This is a genomic window from Acuticoccus yangtzensis (assembly GCF_001927245.1).
Taxonomy (GTDB): Bacteria; Pseudomonadota; Alphaproteobacteria; order Rhizobiales; family Amorphaceae; genus Acuticoccus; species Acuticoccus yangtzensis.
This window is the reverse complement of the sequence record NZ_MJUX01000001.1, coordinates 557,057-576,749: the sequence shown is the minus strand read 5'-3', so window position 1 is coordinate 576,749 and position 19,693 is coordinate 557,057. Positions and strand designations below refer to the sequence as shown.

16 protein-coding genes are annotated in these 19,693 nt (G+C 70.3%); 8 read left to right on the top strand and 8 right to left on the bottom strand.

Features of this window, described 5'->3' with window-relative positions; genetic code table 11:
- Window positions 1-26: 26 nt before the first annotated feature.
- From BIX52_RS02530 to BIX52_RS02520, 3 genes are all read right to left on the bottom strand, one after another.
- Entirely contained in the window at window positions 27-632 is a 606-nt protein-coding gene (locus BIX52_RS02530) for an LptA/OstA family protein (protein WP_208990546.1), read from the bottom strand.
- 71 nt (window positions 633-703) lie between these two features.
- A complete protein-coding gene (gene lptC / locus BIX52_RS02525) occupies window positions 704-1,357 on the bottom strand; it encodes an LPS export ABC transporter periplasmic protein LptC (protein ID WP_075219404.1) in 654 nt (217 codons plus the stop codon).
- Entirely contained in the window at window positions 1,354-1,968 is a 615-nt protein-coding gene (locus BIX52_RS02520) for a ribonuclease D (protein WP_075219403.1), read from the bottom strand. Before BIX52_RS02520 ends, lptC begins: the two co-directional genes overlap by 4 nt.
- Before the next feature lie 518 nt (window positions 1,969-2,486).
- Between BIX52_RS02520 and BIX52_RS22695 the strand changes: the two genes are divergently transcribed.
- Window positions 2,487-4,007: a transglycosylase SLT domain-containing protein gene (locus BIX52_RS22695; RefSeq protein WP_075219402.1), complete on the top strand. Its 1,521-nt coding sequence runs from the start codon at window positions 2,487-2,489 to the stop codon at window positions 4,005-4,007.
- Between the two features lie 298 nt (window positions 4,008-4,305).
- Here the strand turns inward: BIX52_RS22695 and xseA are convergent, their stop codons facing one another.
- Complete coding sequence (gene xseA / locus BIX52_RS02510) at window positions 4,306-6,063, bottom strand: exodeoxyribonuclease VII large subunit (protein WP_075219401.1); 1,758 nt, start codon at window positions 6,061-6,063, stop codon at window positions 4,306-4,308.
- A 44-nt stretch (window positions 6,064-6,107) separates the two neighbouring features.
- Between xseA and BIX52_RS02505 the strand changes: the two genes are divergently transcribed.
- Window positions 6,108-6,821, top strand: a complete 714-nt coding sequence (locus BIX52_RS02505; protein ID WP_075219400.1) for a 16S rRNA (uracil(1498)-N(3))-methyltransferase — start codon at window positions 6,108-6,110, stop codon at window positions 6,819-6,821.
- Between the two features lie 25 nt (window positions 6,822-6,846).
- Here BIX52_RS02505 and BIX52_RS02500 read toward each other — a convergent pair whose 3' ends face one another.
- On the bottom strand, window positions 6,847-7,956 hold the full coding sequence (locus BIX52_RS02500) for an NAD(P)H-dependent flavin oxidoreductase (RefSeq protein ID WP_075219399.1): 1,110 nt from the start codon (window positions 7,954-7,956) through the stop codon (window positions 6,847-6,849).
- A 299-nt stretch (window positions 7,957-8,255) separates the two neighbouring features.
- Between BIX52_RS02500 and BIX52_RS02495 the strand changes: the two genes are divergently transcribed.
- Together BIX52_RS02495 and BIX52_RS02490 are read left to right on the top strand one after the other, a co-directional pair.
- Window positions 8,256-9,626 (top strand): glutamate--cysteine ligase, encoded by a 1,371-nt coding sequence (locus BIX52_RS02495; protein ID WP_075219398.1) that lies wholly within the window; start codon window positions 8,256-8,258, stop codon window positions 9,624-9,626.
- 124 nt (window positions 9,627-9,750) lie between these two features.
- A complete protein-coding gene (locus BIX52_RS02490) occupies window positions 9,751-10,620 on the top strand; it encodes an FkbM family methyltransferase (RefSeq protein ID WP_075219397.1) in 870 nt (289 codons plus the stop codon).
- A gap of 12 nt (window positions 10,621-10,632) precedes the next feature.
- Here BIX52_RS02490 and BIX52_RS02485 read toward each other — a convergent pair whose 3' ends face one another.
- Window positions 10,633-11,856: an NAD(P)/FAD-dependent oxidoreductase gene (locus BIX52_RS02485; RefSeq protein WP_075219396.1), complete on the bottom strand. Its 1,224-nt coding sequence runs from the start codon at window positions 11,854-11,856 to the stop codon at window positions 10,633-10,635.
- A gap of 167 nt (window positions 11,857-12,023) precedes the next feature.
- Here BIX52_RS02485 and BIX52_RS02480 point away from each other — a divergent pair, with 167 nt between their 5' ends.
- From BIX52_RS02480 to BIX52_RS02470, 3 genes are all read left to right on the top strand, one after another.
- Window positions 12,024-14,348 (top strand): xanthine dehydrogenase family protein molybdopterin-binding subunit, encoded by a 2,325-nt coding sequence (locus BIX52_RS02480; RefSeq protein ID WP_075219395.1) that lies wholly within the window; start codon window positions 12,024-12,026, stop codon window positions 14,346-14,348.
- Window positions 14,349-14,480: 132 nt separating this feature from the next.
- Window positions 14,481-14,822, top strand: coding sequence for an NIPSNAP family protein (locus BIX52_RS02475; protein WP_075219394.1), 342 nt, complete (start codon window positions 14,481-14,483; stop codon window positions 14,820-14,822).
- Window positions 14,823-14,946: 124 nt separating this feature from the next.
- A complete protein-coding gene (locus tag BIX52_RS02470) occupies window positions 14,947-15,777 on the top strand; it encodes a GNAT family N-acetyltransferase (protein ID WP_170126389.1) in 831 nt (276 codons plus the stop codon).
- Window positions 15,778-15,895: 118 nt separating this feature from the next.
- Here BIX52_RS02470 and BIX52_RS02465 read toward each other — a convergent pair whose 3' ends face one another.
- The gene (locus tag BIX52_RS02465) at window positions 15,896-17,017 is read right to left on the bottom strand and encodes an NADH:flavin oxidoreductase/NADH oxidase (RefSeq protein WP_075219392.1); all 1,122 of its coding nucleotides are present in this window, start codon (window positions 17,015-17,017) and stop codon (window positions 15,896-15,898) included.
- 122 nt (window positions 17,018-17,139) lie between these two features.
- Complete coding sequence (locus tag BIX52_RS02460) at window positions 17,140-17,535, bottom strand: VOC family protein (RefSeq protein WP_075219391.1); 396 nt, start codon at window positions 17,533-17,535, stop codon at window positions 17,140-17,142.
- Between the two features lie 340 nt (window positions 17,536-17,875).
- Between BIX52_RS02460 and BIX52_RS02455 the strand changes: the two genes are divergently transcribed.
- Window positions 17,876-19,666, top strand: a complete 1,791-nt coding sequence (locus tag BIX52_RS02455; protein WP_075219390.1) for an SLC13 family permease — start codon at window positions 17,876-17,878, stop codon at window positions 19,664-19,666.
- Window positions 19,667-19,693 lie beyond the last annotated feature (27 nt).

Below are 19,693 nucleotides of genomic sequence, written 5' to 3'. Positions count from 1 at the left end.
AAGCCCCGCTGAGCGGGGCTTTTTCGTCAGTTGCCGTTGTTGCCGCCGCTGCCGGGGTTCAACAGAACGCGAACCCTGCCGGTCGACTGCACGCGCGCCACGCCGGTGTTGAGGTCCACGGTGAGCGTGTCGCCGGTGACGACGTTCTCGCCCTGCGTCAGCGTCACGTTGCCGTTGAGGGCGAGGGTGTTGGTGTCGAAGTCGATCGTGCCGTTGTTGCCTGTCGCGGTCTGACCGTCCGCCTCCAGCAACACTTCGCCGCTCGCCTCCAGACGCGAGATCCGTTGGTCACCGGGCGTGGAGGGGGCGCGCCCGCTGGCGGCCGCCCCGGTGGCCGCATCGGGCGTGGGCAGCGCGCTCTGCGAATAGACCACCGTCAGCCGCGAGGTCTGGAGCGAGGCGTTGCCCTGGCGCACCGTCACGTTGCCGGTGAAGGTCGCGGTGGATTGCTTGTCCTGAACCTCCAGCGCGTCGGCCTCGATCTCGATCGGCGTCGACTGGTCCTGCCCGAAGTCGGCGAAGCCCGTCTGCAGTTGTTGGGCCGCAGCAGGCAACGGCGCCGCCAGAAGCGCGACCATCAAAAACAGGACAGGCGCGCGGAGTGTCCGTGCGCGGGCGAAGTGGGGGACCATGGCGGCTCCGGGTCTTGATCGCGGATCTGTCACGCGGGCGGGGGGTGGCGAAGGAAAGACGGGCACGGTGCTCACGTCTCCGGGTGAATGGTGATGGCGACGCCGCCGGAGAAGCGGATCAGCGCGCCGCCGTCCAGCACGTCGATCCGTCCGGCGCTGATGTCGCCGCGGGGCGAGCGGATCTTCACGCCGGCCTCGGACTCCATCCGCCCTTCCTGGAAGAAGACGGTGGCCTTCTCCATGGTGGCGGTGCTGCCGTCCGTCGAGGCGATGTCGATGCCTTTGGCCAGCGTCATGATCTCGGTGCTGGTGTTGTAGGTGGCCTCGGCCGAATGCAGGGCAACCTCTTCGCCGTCGCTCAGCGCCAGGCGCGCATCCAGCGCTTCGAGCGACAGATGGGACGGTGTGAGGAGGCTCTGCACCGCGCGCTGAGCCACCACCTCGTAGCGCCGCCCGGCGCCGAGATGGCCGGCGAGGCGCGGCTCGTTCATCACGAGACCGTCCGCGGTGAGGGAGAGACCGGCGAAGGCGGCGAGGGGGAAGAGCTTCGGCAGCACCGCGCCGACCGTCAACATCAGCGCGATCGCCATGCCCATGGTGGGCACCAGGACGCGCAGCCGTTTCACACGCCGCGTGTTGCGGATGGCGCGCTGCTCCTCGAGCGCACGCGCATCCTGCGGCGTGGCGAAAAACGAGGTGTCGGTGGCGATCGCTGCGTCGGTCATGAGTGTGCGAAGATGTCGATGTCGGGCCAGCCTGCAAGGTCGAGGGCCACACGGGTGGGCAGGAAGGCGAAGCATTGCTGCGCCAGTTCGGTGCGGCCCTCGCGTTCCAGCATGGCATCGAGGCCGATGCGGATCTTGTGCAAATGCAGGACGTCGGACGCGGCGTAGGCCATTTGCGCGTCGGTCAGCGTGTCGGCGCCCCAGTCGGACGACTGCTGCTGCTTGGAGATGTCCTCGCCCGCCACCTCGCGGGCGAGCTCGCGCAGGCCGTGCCGGTCCGTATAGGTGCGCACGAGGCGGGACGCGATCTTGGTGCAGTAGACAGGCGCCGCCATCACCCCAAATGTGGCGGCGAGGATGCCCATGTCGAAGCGTCCATAGTGGAACAGCTTTTCGATCGCCGGATCGGCGAGCAGGCGCGTGAGGTTCGGTGCGGCGGTTTGCCCTCTCGCGATTTTGACCAGATCCACGTTGCCATCGCCGCGCGACAACTGGACGAGGCAGAGCCTGTCACGCGGATGCTGGAGCCCCATCGCCTCGGTATCGATGGCGATCGAGGTGGCATCGTGCGGGTATTCGGGCAGGTCGCCGTGGTGAAGGGTGATGGTCAAGGCGTGGTCCGTTCCGGTCTCGTCCGGAGATTGATGGTGGTTGCGGCAAAGATTGACAATGCTTTGGTGATAATGACGTGCCTCACATGGTAAATATTGGAGGCCGTTTGTTGCGCGGGATCCATAAATCTGGCCTTGCCACCCGGCGCGTCGAGGCCTGGCGGAAGGGGCCGGGCCGTCTCGCTCTGGGCGCCGCGGCGCTTGTCGTTTGCGTACACATAGGTGCGGTTTCTGGCGAGGCCAATGAATGGCCGTCATGCATGAAGGCGCGCGAATGTGATGACCGCGGCGGCCCGGTGGGCGGCGCAGTGGAGGGCGAGGCTGCGCAGGGCGGGCCTGCGCGGAGCGGTTCGGTGGAGGGGGGGTCTGCGCGGGATGGGCCGGTCGAGGGTCGGCCGTGGCTGACCGCTCAGGCTGATCCGTCGGCTGGCCCGACCGGCACGGACCGGACCGCTGGGGACACGGTCGCGCCCGATGCGCCCGTCGCTGATGCGCCCGTTGTTGATCCGGCTGATGCCATGGACGTGGTGCCCGGCCCGGCGGCCGATGCGGCCCCGCCGCAGGACACGGCAACGGACGGTGGCGACCCCGCGCAAGCGGCTGATGTGCGGAGCGCCCCCGACAGCGCGGCTCCTGAAAGCGCGACCCCCGACAGCGCGGCCCCCTCCCGCATCGCCGAGAGCGTGGCCGAAACCCGGCCTGCTGCCGATCCCGCGGCCGACGAACCTCTGACCACGGAAGACGCGAACGCCAAGAAACACGGCTTGAAGGACGAGGGCGACGAGGACCGGGTGCCCCCGCAGGACGACAGCGCCCTTGCCGACGACAATGCCGGGAACACGGCCGCCGATAACCCGGACGCCGAGCCCGCCGCCGGTAGCGAAGACGCTGACGACACCGACCAGGAGAGCGCAGACGCCGGGGGCACCGACGAGGAGGCCATGGACGAGGCCAGCACCGGCGACGCCGCCGACGCGGACGCGGATGAGGACGAGGAGGCCCGCGCAGACACCGCGGCCGTCGCCGAGTTGTGCACATTGATGACGGGGGCCGCCGACCGCTACGGCGTGCCGCAGGACTTCTTCATTCGCCTGATCTGGAAGGAGAGCCGCTTCAATCCGAATGCGGTCAGCCCCGTCGGTGCCCAGGGCATCGCCCAGTTCATGCCCGGAACGGCTCGCATCAGGGGCCTCAAGAACCCGTTCGACCGGGAGGAGGCGCTTTTCGCCTCCGCGCACTTCCTGTCCGACCTGAAGCGGCGGCTCGGCTCGTGGGGCCTCGCCGCGGCGGGGTACAATGGCGGGCCGAACCGCGTTCCCCCGTTCGTCGCCGGCGAGGGGGGCCTGCCTTACGAGACGATCGACTACGTGTTCGACATCACCGGCCGCTCGGCACAGCATTGGGCGCTGCGTCAGCGGGCCGCGGAGGGGCGGATCACCGACGCGCCGCCGCCCGGCGTTCTGTGGGGGACGCGCCAGGCACCGCGGTCGGCCGCGGGGCCGATGCCGCTGGGTCTGGAGCTTCTGGAGGACACCGGCACGCTGGAGCCGGCCGCTTATGTCCCGGCCGCGGCGGACCCCGGCGCAGGGGCAGTCGGGGCCGATCCGTTCGCGGCCGAGGCCCGTCCCGACGAGGCCGAGCCCGCTGAGCACCAGTCCGCGTTGCCCCCAGCGCCGCGCGCGCGCGCCTACCGTGCGCCGCGCAAGGTGGACTGCCCGCAGCTCGTCGCGCGGCTGGGCCGCTCGGTGCGTGTCGCCCCGCCGAGCGGCGGTGCGAACGGGTGGACGCCTTGGGGCGCGCAGGTCGCCGGTCACATCCGCCGTGATGTGGCGATGCGCCAATATGGCCGCGTGAAGGGGCAGCTACCGGGCGATCTCGCCGCGCAGGGGCCGCAGGTGGTGGTGCGCCGTTTCGCCGCGCGCGGGCGCCGGCCGATCCACGCGGTGATGTTCGCCGCCGCCAGCCGCGGCGAGGCGGAGGCCACCTGCCGCCGCGTCTCCGCCGCGCGCGTTCCGTGCGTCGTGGTGCGCAACCGCTGACCCCGGCGACGTGACCCCGGCGACCTGACCCCCCGGCGACGTGACCGCGGCGACGTGACCGCGGCGACGTGACAGCCGGCTACGTGACCCCCGGGCGACCTGACCCCAGGCGACGTGACCGCCGCTTACGTCCCTCGGTGCCTCAGTGATCGATCACTGACCGTGCGTCCGCATCGGTCGATCTGCAATATCTGCGCGCTCGGGCGGCCGCCCCGTTTCAGCGCGTCGTGCGTCCTTTCGGCGCCTGCGCGGTCGTCGGTGCGGGTTGAGGGAGGCGGCGTGTCACTGCGGGCGGAGGCTAAAGCAGGATGCCCTGGCGGTCGTCGGTCTTCTTGGAGCGGCGCCGGGCTGGGACGGCCGCGGCCTTCTTGGCTCCGCCTGTGGCGGGGGCCGGGGCGCCGGGGGCCGAACCCTCGGTCACCGTCACGCGCCCGTCGGCGAATTGCAGCTCCAGCCGTTCGCCGGCGGCCACGGCGGCTGCACTGCGCACGGTGAGACCCGCATCGGCGCGGCGGACGAGCGCAAACCCACGACCGAGCACGCCCTGATAGGACACCGCGGACAGCAACTTGTCCGTCACCGACAGATGCTGGCGCAATTGAGCAACGCGGTGGGCGAAGGCGCGATCATGGCGCTCCGCGGTGCGCGAGAGGCGTTCCCGCGCGAAGGCGGCCGGCTGCTCGAGAAGCCGCGCCGACAGCATCCTCTCCGCCCCGGTCAGCCGCTGGCGCACGGCGCCCAGACGCTGCACCATCGCCCGGTCGCGCCGGTCGACGGTGCGGGCGAGGCGGTCGCCTGCCTCACGGACCGGGCGTTCCAGCAGGCGGGGCGACAGGCGGGCGGCGCTGCGCAGGGCGGCGGCACTGCGGTCGGACAGCAGCGCATCGGCGGCACGGCCGAGCCGTCCGTCCGCCATGGTCAGACGGTCCCGTGCCCGCTCCACCGGCCGGCTCGCGATGGCCGGCGAAAGGTGCCGCGTCGCGATCAACCAGCGGTGCCGCGCGTCGGCGGTGCGCTTGTAGAGCGCCGAGGTGAGCCGGTCGGCGGCGATGTCGAGCCGCTGGCGCTGCGGTTCCACCAGCGCCGCCCCGGCGGGCAGGCCGCGCGACAGGAAGCGCAAGTGCTCGCCCCGCTGGCGCACGAGGGCGCTGATCGCAAGTTCCAGCCGCCGCGCCCGGTCGCTCAAGGTGGCGAGGCATTCGGACCGTACAGGGACGACGCGCTCGGCCGCCCCGGTCGGCGTCGGCGCCCGGTGGTCGGCGGCGTGGTCGACGAGCGTCCAGTCCGTCTCGTGCCCCACGGCTGAGACGACCGGGATCGGCGAGGCGGCGACCGCGCGCACCAGAGCCTCGTCGTTGTAGCCCCACAGGTCCTCGACCGAGCCGCCGCCGCGCGCGACGATGATCACGTCCGGCCGCGGCCCGCCATAGTCGCCCGCGAAGCCCTTCACGGCGGCGGTCACCTCCGCGCCCGACGTCTCGCCCTGCACGCGCACGGGCCAGACGACCACGTGGGCGGGGAAACGGTCGGAGATGCGGTGCAGAATATCGCGGATCACGGCGCCGGTGGGCGAGGTGACGACGCCGATCACGCGCGGCATCAGCGGCAGAGGCCGCTTTCGCGCCTCGTCGAACAGCCCTTCGGCGGCGAGCGTCTTGCGCCGCTCCTCGAGCTGCTTCATCAGCGCGCCGAGGCCGGCGGGCTCCAGATTGTCGACGACGATCTGATATTTGGACGAGCGGGCGAAGGTGGTCAGACGCCCTGTGGCGATGACCTCCAGCCCTTCCTCCGGCTTGGTGGCGAGCTTGCCCCACGCGCCCTTCCACACCACGGCGTCGATCGCCGCGTCCGCGTCCTTCAGCGAGAAGTAGCAATGGCCGGAGCCGTGCCGGCCGCGAAATCCCGAAATCTCGCCCCGCACGCGGACGTAGCCGAAACCGTCCTCCACCGCGCGCTTGACCGCGCGCGACAGCTCCGACACCGAGAATTCGGCCGCGTTCGTGCCGGAGCTTTTGCGCGGCTCGTCATCGTCGAGGAGGGTGAAGGCGCCTGACATTGGCCCTATGATAGGCCCTTCACGACCCGACCGGAACCACCCCCTTGCGCGACTTCAACGCTCCCCGCCTGTTCGTCCACGCCGATCTTCCCGGCCCCGTGCCCTTCGACCAGGGGCAGACCAATTATCTGCGCAACGTCCTGCGCCTGTCGCCGGGCGCGTCCATCCTCGTCTTCAACGGGCGCGACGGCGAGTGGCGCGCCGAGATCGCCGAACTCGGCAAGAAGGTGGGTGCCGCGGAGACGGTGGAGAAGACGCGCCCCCAGACGAAGCGGCCGACGCTCACCTACGCCTTCGCCCCGCTGAAGCAGGCCCGGCTCGACTACATGGTGGAGAAGGCGGCGGAGATGGGCGCAGGTCGCCTCGTCCCGGTGCTGACCCAGCACGGCCAGGTGAGGAAGATCAACCGCGAGCGGCTGACCGCCAACATCGTCGAGGCGTGCGAGCAGTGCGGCATCCTCTCGGTGCCCGTCATCGAGGAGCCGGTCGCGCTCGCCGACTTCCTCGGCCGCCTGGACCGTCCTCTCGTGGTGGCCGACGAGGCGCTCGCGGGCGAGGAGGGCGACACGGTGGCGGCGATCCGCGCGGCGGGGCAGCCTTTGACGGTGCTCGTCGGCCCCGAGGGCGGCTTCTCGGAGGAGGAGCGGGCGCTGTTCCTGCCGCGCTCGGTGCGCGTCTCGCTCGGCCCGCGCATCCTGCGCGCGGACACCGCGGCGGTGGCGCTTCTGGCGCTGGTGGAGGCGGCGTTACCGAGCTGACCTGCGCTGAGGCGCCGGGCGCCCGTCACCCCCCGAACTCCGCCAGCGCCTCAGCCCACAGCCGCTCGACGATGGCGCCGGCGGGCTCGGCGCGGGAGGCGCCGGCGGATTGGCCGGCCCAGGCGGAGATGCCGGCGAGGTCGTCCGCCTTGACCGCGGCGGCGCGCATCGGCGCGGTGAGGGAGCGCTGGACGGGGAAGGGGGCCGGGGCGGGCGCGCCGGGCGCCGCCATCGCTTCCAGATAGCCGGTCGGCAGGCTGCGGCCGAGGCGCCCGGAGAAGGCGCGCGTCGTCACCGTGTCCTCGGGCCGCGCGGCGCCGATGGCGTCGGCCCAGGTGGAGGCGATCCCCGCCTCGGGCGCACGCAGGAGCGCCGTGCCGACGATCGCCGCGGACGCGCCCAGCACCAGCGCCGCCGCGACGCCGCGCCCCGTCGCGATGCCGCCGGCCGCGATCACCGGCACCGTGACCGCCTCCGCCACCGCCGGCACAAGCGCCGCGAGGCCCACGAGCTGCGCCTCGCCCCGCGCCGCGTCGAACGCGCCGCGGTGGCCGCCCGCCTCCATGCCCTGCGCGATGATCGCATCGGCGCCCGCCTCGGCCGCCATCAGCGCCTCGCTCACGGTGGTGACGGTCGCCCACCAGCGGATGCCCCGTTCCTTGAACCGAGCCACCACGTCCGGCGGGTAGAGGCCCATGATGGACGAGGCGACGGTGGGACCGGCCTCGACGACGGCGGCGCACTGCGCGGCAAACGCATCCTCCGGCGCAGCAAGGGCGATCTCCTGCGGCGGCGGGCCGAACCCGGCCAGCACGTCACGCAGCGCCGCCTCATGGGCGGGGTCGCGCTCCGGCAGCGGGTCGGGCGCCCACAGGTTCATCATGAAGGCGCCGTTGGTGGCGGCCCGCACCTTGCCGGCCCACGCGCTGATCCCGTCTGGACCGTCGCCGACCATTCCCCCCGCGCCCATGCCGCCGGCGCTTGCCACCGCTGCGGCGAGGGCGGGCGGACAGGCCCCGGCCATCGGCGCCATCACGATCGGCCGGGTCAGGGAATAGGCCTCGCAGAAGGCGGCGGCGCGGGTGAGCGCGGGAATGGCACGCAGGGCGGCAACGTCGGTCGGCAGGTCGATCATCGGTCCATGGGGGGTGAAACTGTCCTCGGGCGCGCAGCGGGCGGGTGAAACGCATGGGGCGTCCCGCATCTTGCAGCCGGGGAGAGGCTAGTCTCAACCTTGGATGCGGGCAAGGCGGCGGGCTCCGCCCCGGCGGCGTGCTCTTGCAGTCACATTTCCCCTTGGTCCTTCACCCATTTCCCATTTAAAGCGCCATGGGTTGCTAGAATCGGCGTCATGCGCGACTTAAGTGGCATGGCACGCAGTTGCGTGGACGGGACGGGAACCGTAAGGTCCGCCCCGCCGAAGGCGAGGGGACGATGGCGCGCGATACTTTGGACGAAACCCCGATCGAGGGTCGCGACGCGCTCGTCGCATACATTGCAGGCGGCGAGAAGCCGGCGGCCGATTTCCGCATCGGCACCGAGCATGAGAAATTCGCCTTCCACCTCAGCGACCTGTCGCCGGTCCCCTATGAGGGGCCGAGCGGCATCGGCGCCATCCTCACCCAGCTCGGCGAGGCGACCGGGTGGGAGCCGATCACCGATCAGGGCAAGATCATCGGCCTTGCGGGAACCGAGGGCGGCGGCGCCATCTCCATCGAGCCGGGCGGCCAGTTCGAGCTGTCGGGCGCCCCGCTCGACAATCTGCACGAGACCTGCCGCGAGGCGAACGGCCACCTGGTCGAAGTGCGCGAGATCGCCGAGCGTCTCGGCGTCGGCTTCCTCGGCCTCGGCTTCTGTCCGACCTGGACGATCGACGAGGTCGCCCGCATGCCCAAGCAGCGCTACGACATCATGCGCGCCTACATGCCGAAGGTCGGCACCCGCGGCCTCGACATGATGCACCGGACCTGCACCATTCAGGTCAACCTCGACTTCTCGTCCGAGGCGGACATGGTGAAGAAGATGCGTGTCGGCTTGGCGCTGCAGCCGGTGGCGACGGCGCTGTTCGCCAACTCCCCCTTCGTGGAAGGGGTCCCCAACGGCATGCGCTCCAACCGCGCCGAAGTGTGGCGCGACGTCGACCTCGCCCGCTCCGGCCCGATCCCCTTCGCCTTCGAGGACGGGTTCGGCTACGAGCGTTACGTCGACTGGGCGCTCGACGTGCCGATGTATTTCGTCAAGCGCGGCGACACCTACATCGAGGCGACGAACGCCACCTTCCGCCAATTCATGGACGGCAAGTTCGACAAGCTGCCCGGCGAACTCCCGACGATGGGTGACTGGATCAACCACCTGTCGACCCTATTCCCCGAAGTGCGGCTGAAGAAGTTCCTGGAGATGCGCGGCGCGGACGGCGGGCCCTGGGGCCGCATCTGCGCGCTCCCCGCCTTCTGGGTGGGCCTCCTTTATGACGACGGCATCCTCGATCAGGCCCTCGCCATGGCGGACGAGCTGACGGCCGCGGACCGCGTCCACATGTGGAACCGTGTGCCGACGGACGGGCTGCTGACCCACGTCAAAGGCCGCACCGTCGCCGCCATCGCGCGCGAGGCGCTGGCGCTGGCCTCCGAGGGACTGCGCCGCCGCGCGCGCTCCATGGGCGATCTCGCCGACGAGCGCACCTTCCTCACGCTTCTGGAAGACGCCGCCCACTCCAGCCGCTCGCCCGCCGACGAGCTGGTCGACGCTTATTATGGCGCCTGGAACCGCGACATCCGCAAGGTGTTCGAGACCAACGCCTTCTGAGACGAAAGCGCCGGCGGGCGCCGCGGTCAACATTCGCGGCGCCTGATGCATCGCGCGCCGTCACCGCATAAACTCGGCCTATTGCGCCCCCCGCGAGGGCATCACAGGCCGAGGAATTCATTGCGTGAGCATCACCACGTCCCATTTCGGGAAGTTCAAATTTTACGACTGCGGCGCGTTCGGGATGTTCTCGCCCGTCGACGAACGCTGGCAGCCGAACAACCACGGTAAGCCGACCTCGCAGATCAACACATTCTTCAACACGCCACGTCCCGCCATCGACCCGGCGAAGAACCTCATTTGGGCCGAAATCAGCCAGATCGTCCGCCCGCTCGGGTCAGGCACGACGATCCTCGACGTCGGCGCCTATATCGGCACCTTCTGCCTGCCCGCGGCCCTGTGCGCCGCTCAGGAGGGGATCGACGTTGCGATCCACTCCTTCGAGCCCGGCCCCACCGGCGAGGTGCTGGCGATCAACATCGACCTCAACGCGCTCGCCGATCGGATCATCGTCCACACCGAGGCGGTGACCGATTTTGACGGCTACACCCTCTACACCTTCAAGCAGGGCGGGGCGATCGGCGGCAACCTGTTCGAGAAGCCGAGCGAGACGAGCCTCGAGCGCGTCGTTCCCGCCCGGACCCTCGATACCGTGGTGAAAGACCTCGGCGATCCGCTCTTCATCAAGCTGGACACGCAAGGGCATGAGCCGCGCATCTTCAAAGGTGCGCGGGGCATCGTGGCGGCGAAGCGCGCCTGCTGGCGCATCGAATATCTGAAGTGGTCCGCACGCGCCGCTTTCGACGATGCCGACTTCGCCACTTTCCTCATGAAGGAATTCCACTGCATCGAGGATGGAAAGATCCTGCCGGACACGGCGGCCATGGACGCGCTGATCGAAGAGATCGACACGCGCAAGTCCCGCATGACCGACCTCGTTCTCGTCCCGAAGGATGCGCCGTTCACCGAGCGGGTCCTCGCCGGCTTCGCCTGAGCCGGCGCGGCGTCAGATGATCGCGCGCTCGACGAAGGGCTCGCCCTTGGCGATGCGGGCATGGGAGAAGGGCGAGAGGTCCAGCGTCTCGAACCGGCCGGTGGCGATCAGCTCGGCCGTGCCGCGTCCCATGGCCGGGCCATGCTGCAGGCCGTGGCCGGAAAATCCGCACTGGAAGAAGAAGTTCGTCACCTCGTCGTGCGGCCCCAGAATGCCGTTATGGTCGAAGGCGTTATATTCGTAGTGGCCCGGCCAGGAGTGGGTCAGCTTGATCGCCTCGAACTGAGGGATGCGCCCGGCCAGGGTCGGCCACACGCTCTCCTCCCAGAAGTCGTGATCCATGGTGAAATCGTCGGGATCGACGGCGGGATCCTCGGCCGGATGCCCGCCTGCGAGGTAGCTCCCCGGCCCATTCTGGCGCACGTGGATGCCCGACGGGTCGATGGTGAGCGGCAAGGGCCGGTCCAGCGGCCGCTCGGCGGTGAAGATGTAGCTCAGCCGCTTGCGCGCCTCGATCGGCGCGGCGATCCCGGCCATCGCCGCCGTTGCGCCGCCCCGCGTGCCGGACGCGTTGACGACGATGCCGCACGCGATCTCCTCGCCCGACGCGAGGCGCACCGCCTCGACCCGGCGGCCCTCCGGCGACAGGCGCATCCCCACCACCATATCGGCAACGTATTGCACGCCGCGCGAACGGGCCGAGCGGGCGAGGCCGGCGAACAGGTCGTACCCGTCGAAATAGCCTTCGTCGCGCGCGTTGAAGCTGCCGCAGAGGATGTCGTCAAGCACGTAGAAGGGGAAGCGCGCGGCGATCTCGTCCGGCGTGAGGATGGTGGTGCCCGCTCCCTCGGCCGCCTGCATGGCCTGGTTGGCCTGCAGCGCGGCGGCGAAAGCGGGATTGTCAGCCAAATAGAGGTAGCCGATTTCGTCCAGCCGCAGCTCCGGCACCTCGTCCCCGCCGCCGAGCCGGGCGCGGAAATTGCGCACGAACTCCGCGCCGAACTGCGAGCAGCGGACATTGATCGCATCCGAATATTGCTGGCGGATGCAGCTGTTGGAGAGCGCGGTGGCCGCCTTCGCGTAGCTCGGGTCGCGCTCGACGACGAGGACGCTGCCGGAAAAGCCCGGATGCTCGGTCAGGAACCACGCGGCCGCCGAGCCGTGCATCGCCCCGCCGACGATGACGACATCGTAGGACGGGCGGGACGGCCGGTCCGTGAATCCGGTGGGCAGCATGGCAGATCCTCGCGAGGTCTTTTCCGATGGTCCATCCTGCCAGACTTGGGCCATGCTAGGCATGGGTCTTGCCGCATGGCCGCGGTGATGCAACGCACGGGCGGGCCTGTCCGGCGAAGCTCGGACACGGCCCCCCGCGCGAAACGGATGATGACGGAGCGACCCCCATGGCACTCTATGACGGCACGAGCGGCGAGGTGATGCCGCGGCTCGAGGACGAGCGTTTCGTGCGCGGCGAGGGGCGCTACACCGCCGATCATCACCGGCCGGGCGAGCTTCACATGGTCATCGTGCGTTCGCCCCACGCCCACGCGCAGATCCGCTCGATCTCCACGTGGGCCGCGGCCGAGGTTCCGGGCGTCGTCGCCGTCTATACCGCGGCCGATCTCGGCATCGAGCGGCTCGGCCCCATCCCGTGCGAGATGACGGCGCTTCCGACGACGACGCCGCTGATCGACCCGCCGCGCTACATCCTCGCCCGCCACAGGGTGCGCCATGTGGGCGAGGCGGTGGCCTTCGTGGTGGCCGAGACGCATCAGGCGGCGGTGGACGGAGCCGAGGCGGTCGAGGTCGACTATGAGGACCTTCCCGCCATCACCGGCCCCAAGGCGGCGTTGGCACCTGGCGCACCGCAGATCTGGGACGAGGCGCCCGGCAACCTCGCCTTCACCTTCGAGAAGGGCGAGCGCGGCCCGGTGGAGAATGCCTTCGAGCGGGCGGCCCACACGGTCAGCCTCGACCTCACCAACAACCGCGTCGCCGCCGTGCCGATGGAGCCGCGCGCGGCGATCGCCGAGACGGACCCGGTCACCGGCCACCTCAGCCTGGAGGTGACCGGGCAGGGCGTCCACGGCATCCGCAACACGCTGGCGACGTCGGTGCTGAAGATCGCGCCCGAGAAGCTCGACGTCTACGCGCTCGATGTCGGCGGCGGTTTCGGGCTGAAGAACTTCCCGTTCCCCGAGCACGCGATGGTGCTGTGGGCGGCCAAGCTCACCCACCGCCCCGTTCGCTGGGTCTCCACCATGGCCGACGATCTGGCCGGGGCGGTCCACGCCAGGGCGCAGGAGGTCACCGCCCGTCTGGCGCTCGACGAGGCGGGCAACTTCCTCGCCCTCGACGTCGACATCGTCGCCGACATGGGCGCCTATGTGTCGACGCTCGGGCCCGGCTCGTCGACGACCTCGCCGTCGACCACGATGGGCGGCGTCTACGACATTCCCTTCATCGCCATGAAAACGCGCGGCGCCTTCACCAACACGGCGCCGATCGACGCTTATCGCGGTGCGGGCAAGCCGGAAGCGAACTTCATCATCGAGCGCCTGGTGGACGCGGCGGCGCGCGCGTGCGGCTTCGACCCCGTAGATCTGAGGCGGCGCAACGTCGTCGAGGTCTTCCCCTACAAGAAGGCGCTGGGGGCGGTGGTCGACTGCGGCGCCTTCCGCGCAGCGATCGACGTGGCCGCCACCGCCGCCGACTATGCGGGGTTCGCCGAGCGGCGCGCGGCCTCCGCGGAGGCGGGGATGATGCGCGGGCTCGGCGTCGCCTGCTTCATCGAAAGCGCGCGCGGGGCGCCGACGGAGGAGGCGGGCCTGCGCTTCGCCGCCGACGGCAAGATCGAGATCATCACCGGCACCGAGAGCAACGGCCAGGGGCACGAGACCGTCTTCACCCAGATCGCCGCCCGGCGCCTGGGCCTGCCGATGGACGCCTTCCGCTACCGCCAGGCCGACACGCGGGTGACGGCGATGGGCAACGGCCACGGCGGCGCCCGCTCGCTGCACATGGGCGGCGGCACCCTCGCTTTGGCCATCGAGAAGCTCATCGACACCGCGACCCCCGTCGCCGCCCAACTGCTGCAGGCGGAGGCGGCCGACGTCACCTATGCGGACGGTCGCTTCATGGTCGGCGGCGATCCCGGCCGGTCGATCCCCCTCGTCGAGGTGGCGGCAGCGGCGCGCGGCAAGGACATCGGCCCGAAGGGCGGCCTCGACACGCTGGTGCGCCGGGAGAATGCGCCGATCACCTTCCCCGGCGGCTGCCACATGGCCGAGGTGGAGGTGGACCCGGCGACGGGCCGCGTCTCCCTCCTGCGCTATGTCGCGGTGGACGATTATGGGCGGTTGCAGAACCCGGTGCTGGTCGAGGGTCAGGTTCACGGCGGTGTCGCCCAGGGCATCGGCCAGGCGCTCGGCGAAGACGTGGTCTATGATGCGGGCGGGCAGCTCCTGTCCGGCAGCCTGATGGATTATTGGCTGCCGCGCGCGGAGGACCTGCCCGCCTTCGAGGTCGCCTTCCGCGGGGTGCCGACGGAGGCGAACCTCCTCGGCGCCAAGGGCGTGGGGCAGGCGGGCTGCATCTCCGCCCCGCCGACGATCATCAACGCGGTGGTGGACGCGCTGTCGCCGCTCGGCGTGCGCAACGTGCCGATGCCGGCCACGGCCGAACGCGTGTGGCGCATCATCCGCGACGCGGAGGCGCGCAAGGGCTGACCGCCCCGCCGCCCGGCCGGGGCCGCGCCCTCATTTTCGTGTCCGCGGCGCTGATGTTGGTCTAATCCTTCCGCAACGACATCCGGGGGCATCGCGGTCCCCGGCTTTTCCTCGAGCCGCCGAAGGTTTCGCATGCTGATCGACCACCGCACCTATGTCTGCCGCCCCGGCACCATCAAGCTGCATCTGAAGCTTTATGAGGAGCACGGCTACACGGCGCAGTCGCGCCATCTCGGCTTGCCCTTGCTCTACGCGGCGACGGAAACTGGCGACCCCAATTCCTACGTTCACATTTGGGTGTACGAGAACGCGGGGGACCGCGAGGCCAAGCGCAATGCGCTCGCGGCCGATCCGGAGTGGCAGGCCTACCTCAAACTGAGCCGCGAGGCGGGCTATCTCGTCTCGCAGCGCAATGCGCTGATGACTCCGGTCCCCTTTGCACCCGCCCCGACCGTCGTGCCGCAGGCGGATTGAGGACGATCATCACCGCGGCGAGGCTTGACCCGGCCCGCCGCTTCGCGGGAGAGTTGCATGGCGGTTGCATACTCGTAATAAATTGATTGTCCAACCATTTCGGGTCCAGCTCATGACGGCGACCTTGGCGTTCTTGGACGAACCTCAACTCGGCGCGGCCGTATCATTGTCGCAGGCCGAGGGATGGCCCCACACCATCGCGGACTGGGCGCTGATGCTTCGCATCGGCCGCGGCGTCGCCCTGCGCGAGGGTGACGATCTGCGCGGCACGGCGGTCTTCATCCCCTATGGCGAGGTGGACGGGGCCGTCGCCATGGTCCTGGTCGCCAAGGACGCGCGGCGCCACGGGCTCGGCCGCTCACTGATGACCGAGGTCCTCGCCCAGGCGCCCGAGCGCCAGTTGCGGCTGGTCTCCACCGCGTCCGCCGTGCCCCTCTACCAGAGCCTCGGCTTCGAGCCGGCCGGCAGGGTCTACCAGATGGAAGGCTGGCCGGACGCCGGCGGCTTGGGCCCGCGCAACGGTGTCGTGCTGGCGATGGAGGGTGAGACGCCCGCCATCCTCGGCCTCGACAAGGCGGCCTTCGGGGCTGATCGCACCCGGCTGCTGCAGGCGCTCGTGGCGAACGGGGAGGCGATGCTGCTGCGCGATCCCTTCGTCACCGGCTTCGCCATTCGGCGTCCCTTCGGGGATGGGGTGGTGATCGGCCCGGTGGTCGCACCTCATCTCCAGGCCGCCAAGCGCCTGATCGCCGCCCACGTCGCACGCACCCCGCGCGCATTCGTGCGCATCGACACGCGCGACGAGGCCTTGGCCGACTGGCTGTCGTCGTGCGGCCTCGTCGAAGGTGCGGGCGGAATTGCGATGATCCGTCCCGGCGCGGTGCTGCATAACCGGGTCGTCGGGCAGGGGCGCGGCGCGCAGACCTTCGCGCTCGCCGCACAAGCCTTCGGTTGAAAAAACCGCGTCAGGCGGCGTGGAGCCCGGCCGCCCGCGCGACGGTGCCTCGGGGTGATCACCCCGGCGCCGCGTCCAAAACCGCGCGGACGTCGAAAGCCCGCGCGATCGTCGGCTGTCACGCGCCGGAGGTGGCGCCGGGTGCTTGCAACAGGTCTTTGTAACGGCGGGGCTGCGAGCGCAGATATTGCTTCGGCGCCGTCACCGTCGCGCCGAGATGGGCGGCCGCATGCCAGGGCCACCGCGGGTCGTAGAGCATCGCCCGGGCGAGCGCCACGTAGTCGGCGTCCCCTGTGCCGACAATGGCGTCGGCCTGCTCATAGTCGGTGATCAGTCCCGCGGTGATCACCGGGATGTCGACCGCCTGGCGCACCGCCCTTGCGAACGGCACCTGGTAGCTCGGCCCCAGCGGGATCACCTGGTGAGGGCTGTTGCCGCCGCCCGACACGTCCATCACATCGCAGCCGCGCGCCTGGAGCGCCTTGGAGAACTCCACCGAGCCCGCAATGTCCCAGCCGCCTTCCACGAAGTCCGAGCCGGAGATGCGCACGCTGACGGGGATGCCGGCCGGAACCGCCTCGCGCACCGCGTCGAACACCTCCAACGGGAAGCGCATCCGGTTCTCGAGGCTGCCGCCATAGGCGTCGGTCCGGGTGTTGGACAGCGGCGAGAGGAATTGATGCAGCAGGTAGCCGTGGGCGGCGTGCACCTGCACCCCGTCGAAGCCGAGGCGCACCGCGCGGCGGGCTGCGGCGGCGAAGGCGTCCCGCACGCGGGCGAGCCCGGCCGCATCCAGCGCAGCGGGGGGAATTTCGGCGGCGCCGTGCGGGGTGGGCGACGGGGCGACGGTCTGCCACCCGTTCGCGTGGTCCGGGCCGAATTGGCTGCGTCCCTTCCACGGCACGTCGGTCGACGCCTTGCGCCCGGCGTGGCCGAGCTGGATCATCAGCGGCATGTCGGACCAGCGGCGCACGCCTTCGAGGACGCGGCCCATGGCGGCCTCGGTGGCGTCGTCCCACAACCCGGCATCGGCGTAGGTGATGCGCCCCTCAGGCTCCACCGCCGACGCCTCGATGATGAGGAGCCCGGCTCCCGACATGGCGAGCTGGCCGAGGTGCATCAGGTGCCAGTCGGTCAACTGCCCGTCGACGGCCGAATATTGGCACATGGGGGCGATGACGATGCGGTTGGCGAGGGTCAGCGCCCCCATCTGGCCGGGGGTGAACAAGGCTGGCGGCATGGTGGCTCCGTGGTGGCAGGCAGGGGCCCCCGGTCAGGGGGCCGCTAAAGTATAGGTGTAGTGACACACGATTCCAGGGGGCACCACTGCCCTCGCGCGTCCGTCCTCAACCGCCCGCCGCCTTACCTGTAGCGGCCGCCGCGTTGCAGCACTTCGATCTGGTAGCCGTCCGGATCGGCCACGAAGAAGAAGCGCGCGATCACCTCGCCGCCCGGCGCGAAGTCGACCATCGGACGCGGGGCGAACCCGGCGGCGGCGAACCGTTCATGCTCCGCGGTGAGGTCGTCCACCGCGAAGGCGAGGTGGCCGTAGCCGTCGCCGAGGTCGTAGGGCTCGGTCCGGCCTTTGTTGATCGTCAATTCCAGCTCGAAATCGGCTTCCGGGTTGGAGAGGTAGACCAGGGTGAAGGTGTCGAAGTCGAGGCGGTCGGCGATCTTCAGGCCGAAGGCCTCGTCGTAGAATGAAACCGAACGCGCCTCGTCGAGGACGCGGATCATGGAGTGGATGGCTTTGGCCAAAGGGGTCTCTCCTGCGCGTGGGGCCGGACTGTGCGGCCTCTTTAGGACAGGCCGAAAGCCCGCATAAGCGCCACCGAGGGATGCCTGACCCGCGACGGAAAACGTCTTCGGCGCCGCGCCAACCGGCAAGCGGGCCGCGCACGATTGCGCCCGCGGGCCGGCGGTGAGACCGTAGCCGCGTCCCGCTGGCCGGCCGTGAGGCTCGGCTCGATCGTCGGTCCAGGGCGGTCGGCCGGTGACAGCGGGCCGCCGCGCTCTACATCGCACGAGACCGTCACAGGCCGGGGCGGCTCATGCGTCCGGCCCGTCACGCCCTTCGCGTTCTCTTCAAGGCGTCTTCATGGACGTTCCCGCCTTCATCGCCGACCATCAGGCCCTCATCGCCCTCGCGCTGCTGGTTCTTCTCTTCGCCGCCTTCATCTCCGAGCGGTGGCCACCGGACGTCATCGCCGCCGCCGGTGCGGCGCTCTTCGTCGTCCTCGGCCTCGTCCCCGCGGACAAGGCGCTGGGGGTCTTCTCCAACCCGGCGCCGATCACCATCGCGGCGATGTTCGTCATCAGCGGCGCGCTGGTGCGCACCGGCCTGCTCGACGCCTTCGCCCAACTCGTCATCAAGGGCGCGGAAAGGCGGCCGCTCCTCACCACCGGCGCCTTCCTCCTCGCGACGGTCACCGCGTCGGGGTTGATGAACAATACGCCCGTCGTCATCATCCTCATCCCGGTCGTCGTCCGGCTGGCCGGCAGGCTTGGGCTCGCGGCCACCAAATTCCTGATCCCGCTGTCCTATGTCGCCGTGCTTGGCGGGACGTGGACGCTGATCGGCACCTCCACCAACCTCCTTGTCGACGGTGTGGCCCAGTCGAACGGCCTCGCACCCTTCGGCATCTTCGAGATCGCGCCTGTGGGCATCGTCGCCGCAGCCGTCGGCATCGCGACGCTGCTGCTCCTCGGCCCGCGCCTGCTGCCGGACCGGCACGAGAGGGGCCAGGCCGAAGAAAAAGCCGAGCCCGCCTACCTCACCGAAATCCGTGCCGGGGCCGACTTCGACTCCCTCGGCCGGCCGATCGGCGAGGTCGGCGCGTTCCAGCGCGAGGGGATCCGCATTCTCGGCGTGCTGGAGGGCGCGAACGTCACCCGCGGCAACGTGGCCGAGCGCGTGCTGGAGGCGGGGGACCGCCTCGTGGCCGAGGTGACGACGTCCGAGCTTCTCACGCTGCGGGACATCAACGGGCTCAGCGTCGGCCTCAGGACGGGTCCGCAGACCCGCAAGGGTGAGACGTTGACCGTGGCCGAGGCGCTGGTCACCCTGTCGCGCCGCAGCCAGGGCGTGCGGCTGACGCAGATCGCCGTCGGCCGGCGCTATGGGGTTCGCGTGCTCGGCGTGCATCGGCACGGTCAGCGGCTGGGGCCCAGCCTGTCGGGCGTGCTCCTGCGCCCGGCGGACCGGCTGCTGCTGGAGGGCACGGAAGAGGGCGTCGCCGCATTGAGGGAAGCGCGCGAGATCGCCGCCATCAGCGAAACGGGCGGGCGCGCCTACAAAAGGCGCAAGGCGCCGCTCGCCCTCGGCGCGCTCTTGGCGGTGGTCGCTCTGTCGACCTTCGGCATGGCGCCGATCAGCATCGCCTCCATGGTGGCGGTGGCCGCGATCCTTCTCCTGCGCTGCATCGACAACGACGAGGCGTGGGGCTCCATCGACGCCGGCATCCTCGTCCTCATCTTCTCGATGCTCATCGTCGGGGCGGGGCTGCAGGAGACGGGCGCCGTGTCGCTCCTCGTCGGCGCGCTGGGACCCGTGATCGGCGGGTTGCCGCCGATCGTCATGCTCGCCGCCGTCTACATCGTCACCTCCGTGCTGACCGAGACGGTGACCAACAACGCGGTCGCCGTGGTGATGACGCCGCTCGCGATCGGTCTCGCAGCCGAGACCGGAGTGGACCCGCGGCCGATGGTGGTTGCCGTGATGATGGGCGCATCGGCCAGCTTCGCCACCCCGATCGGCTATCAAACCAACACCCTGGTCTACGGCGCCGGCAACTATCGCTTTGCCGATTTCCTGCGGATCGGCGTTCCGATGAACGTGATCGTCGGTCTCGCCGTGGTGTTTACGATCCCGCTGGTCTTCCCCCTGTGATGGGAGTGGCTTTCGCGGCATATCCCC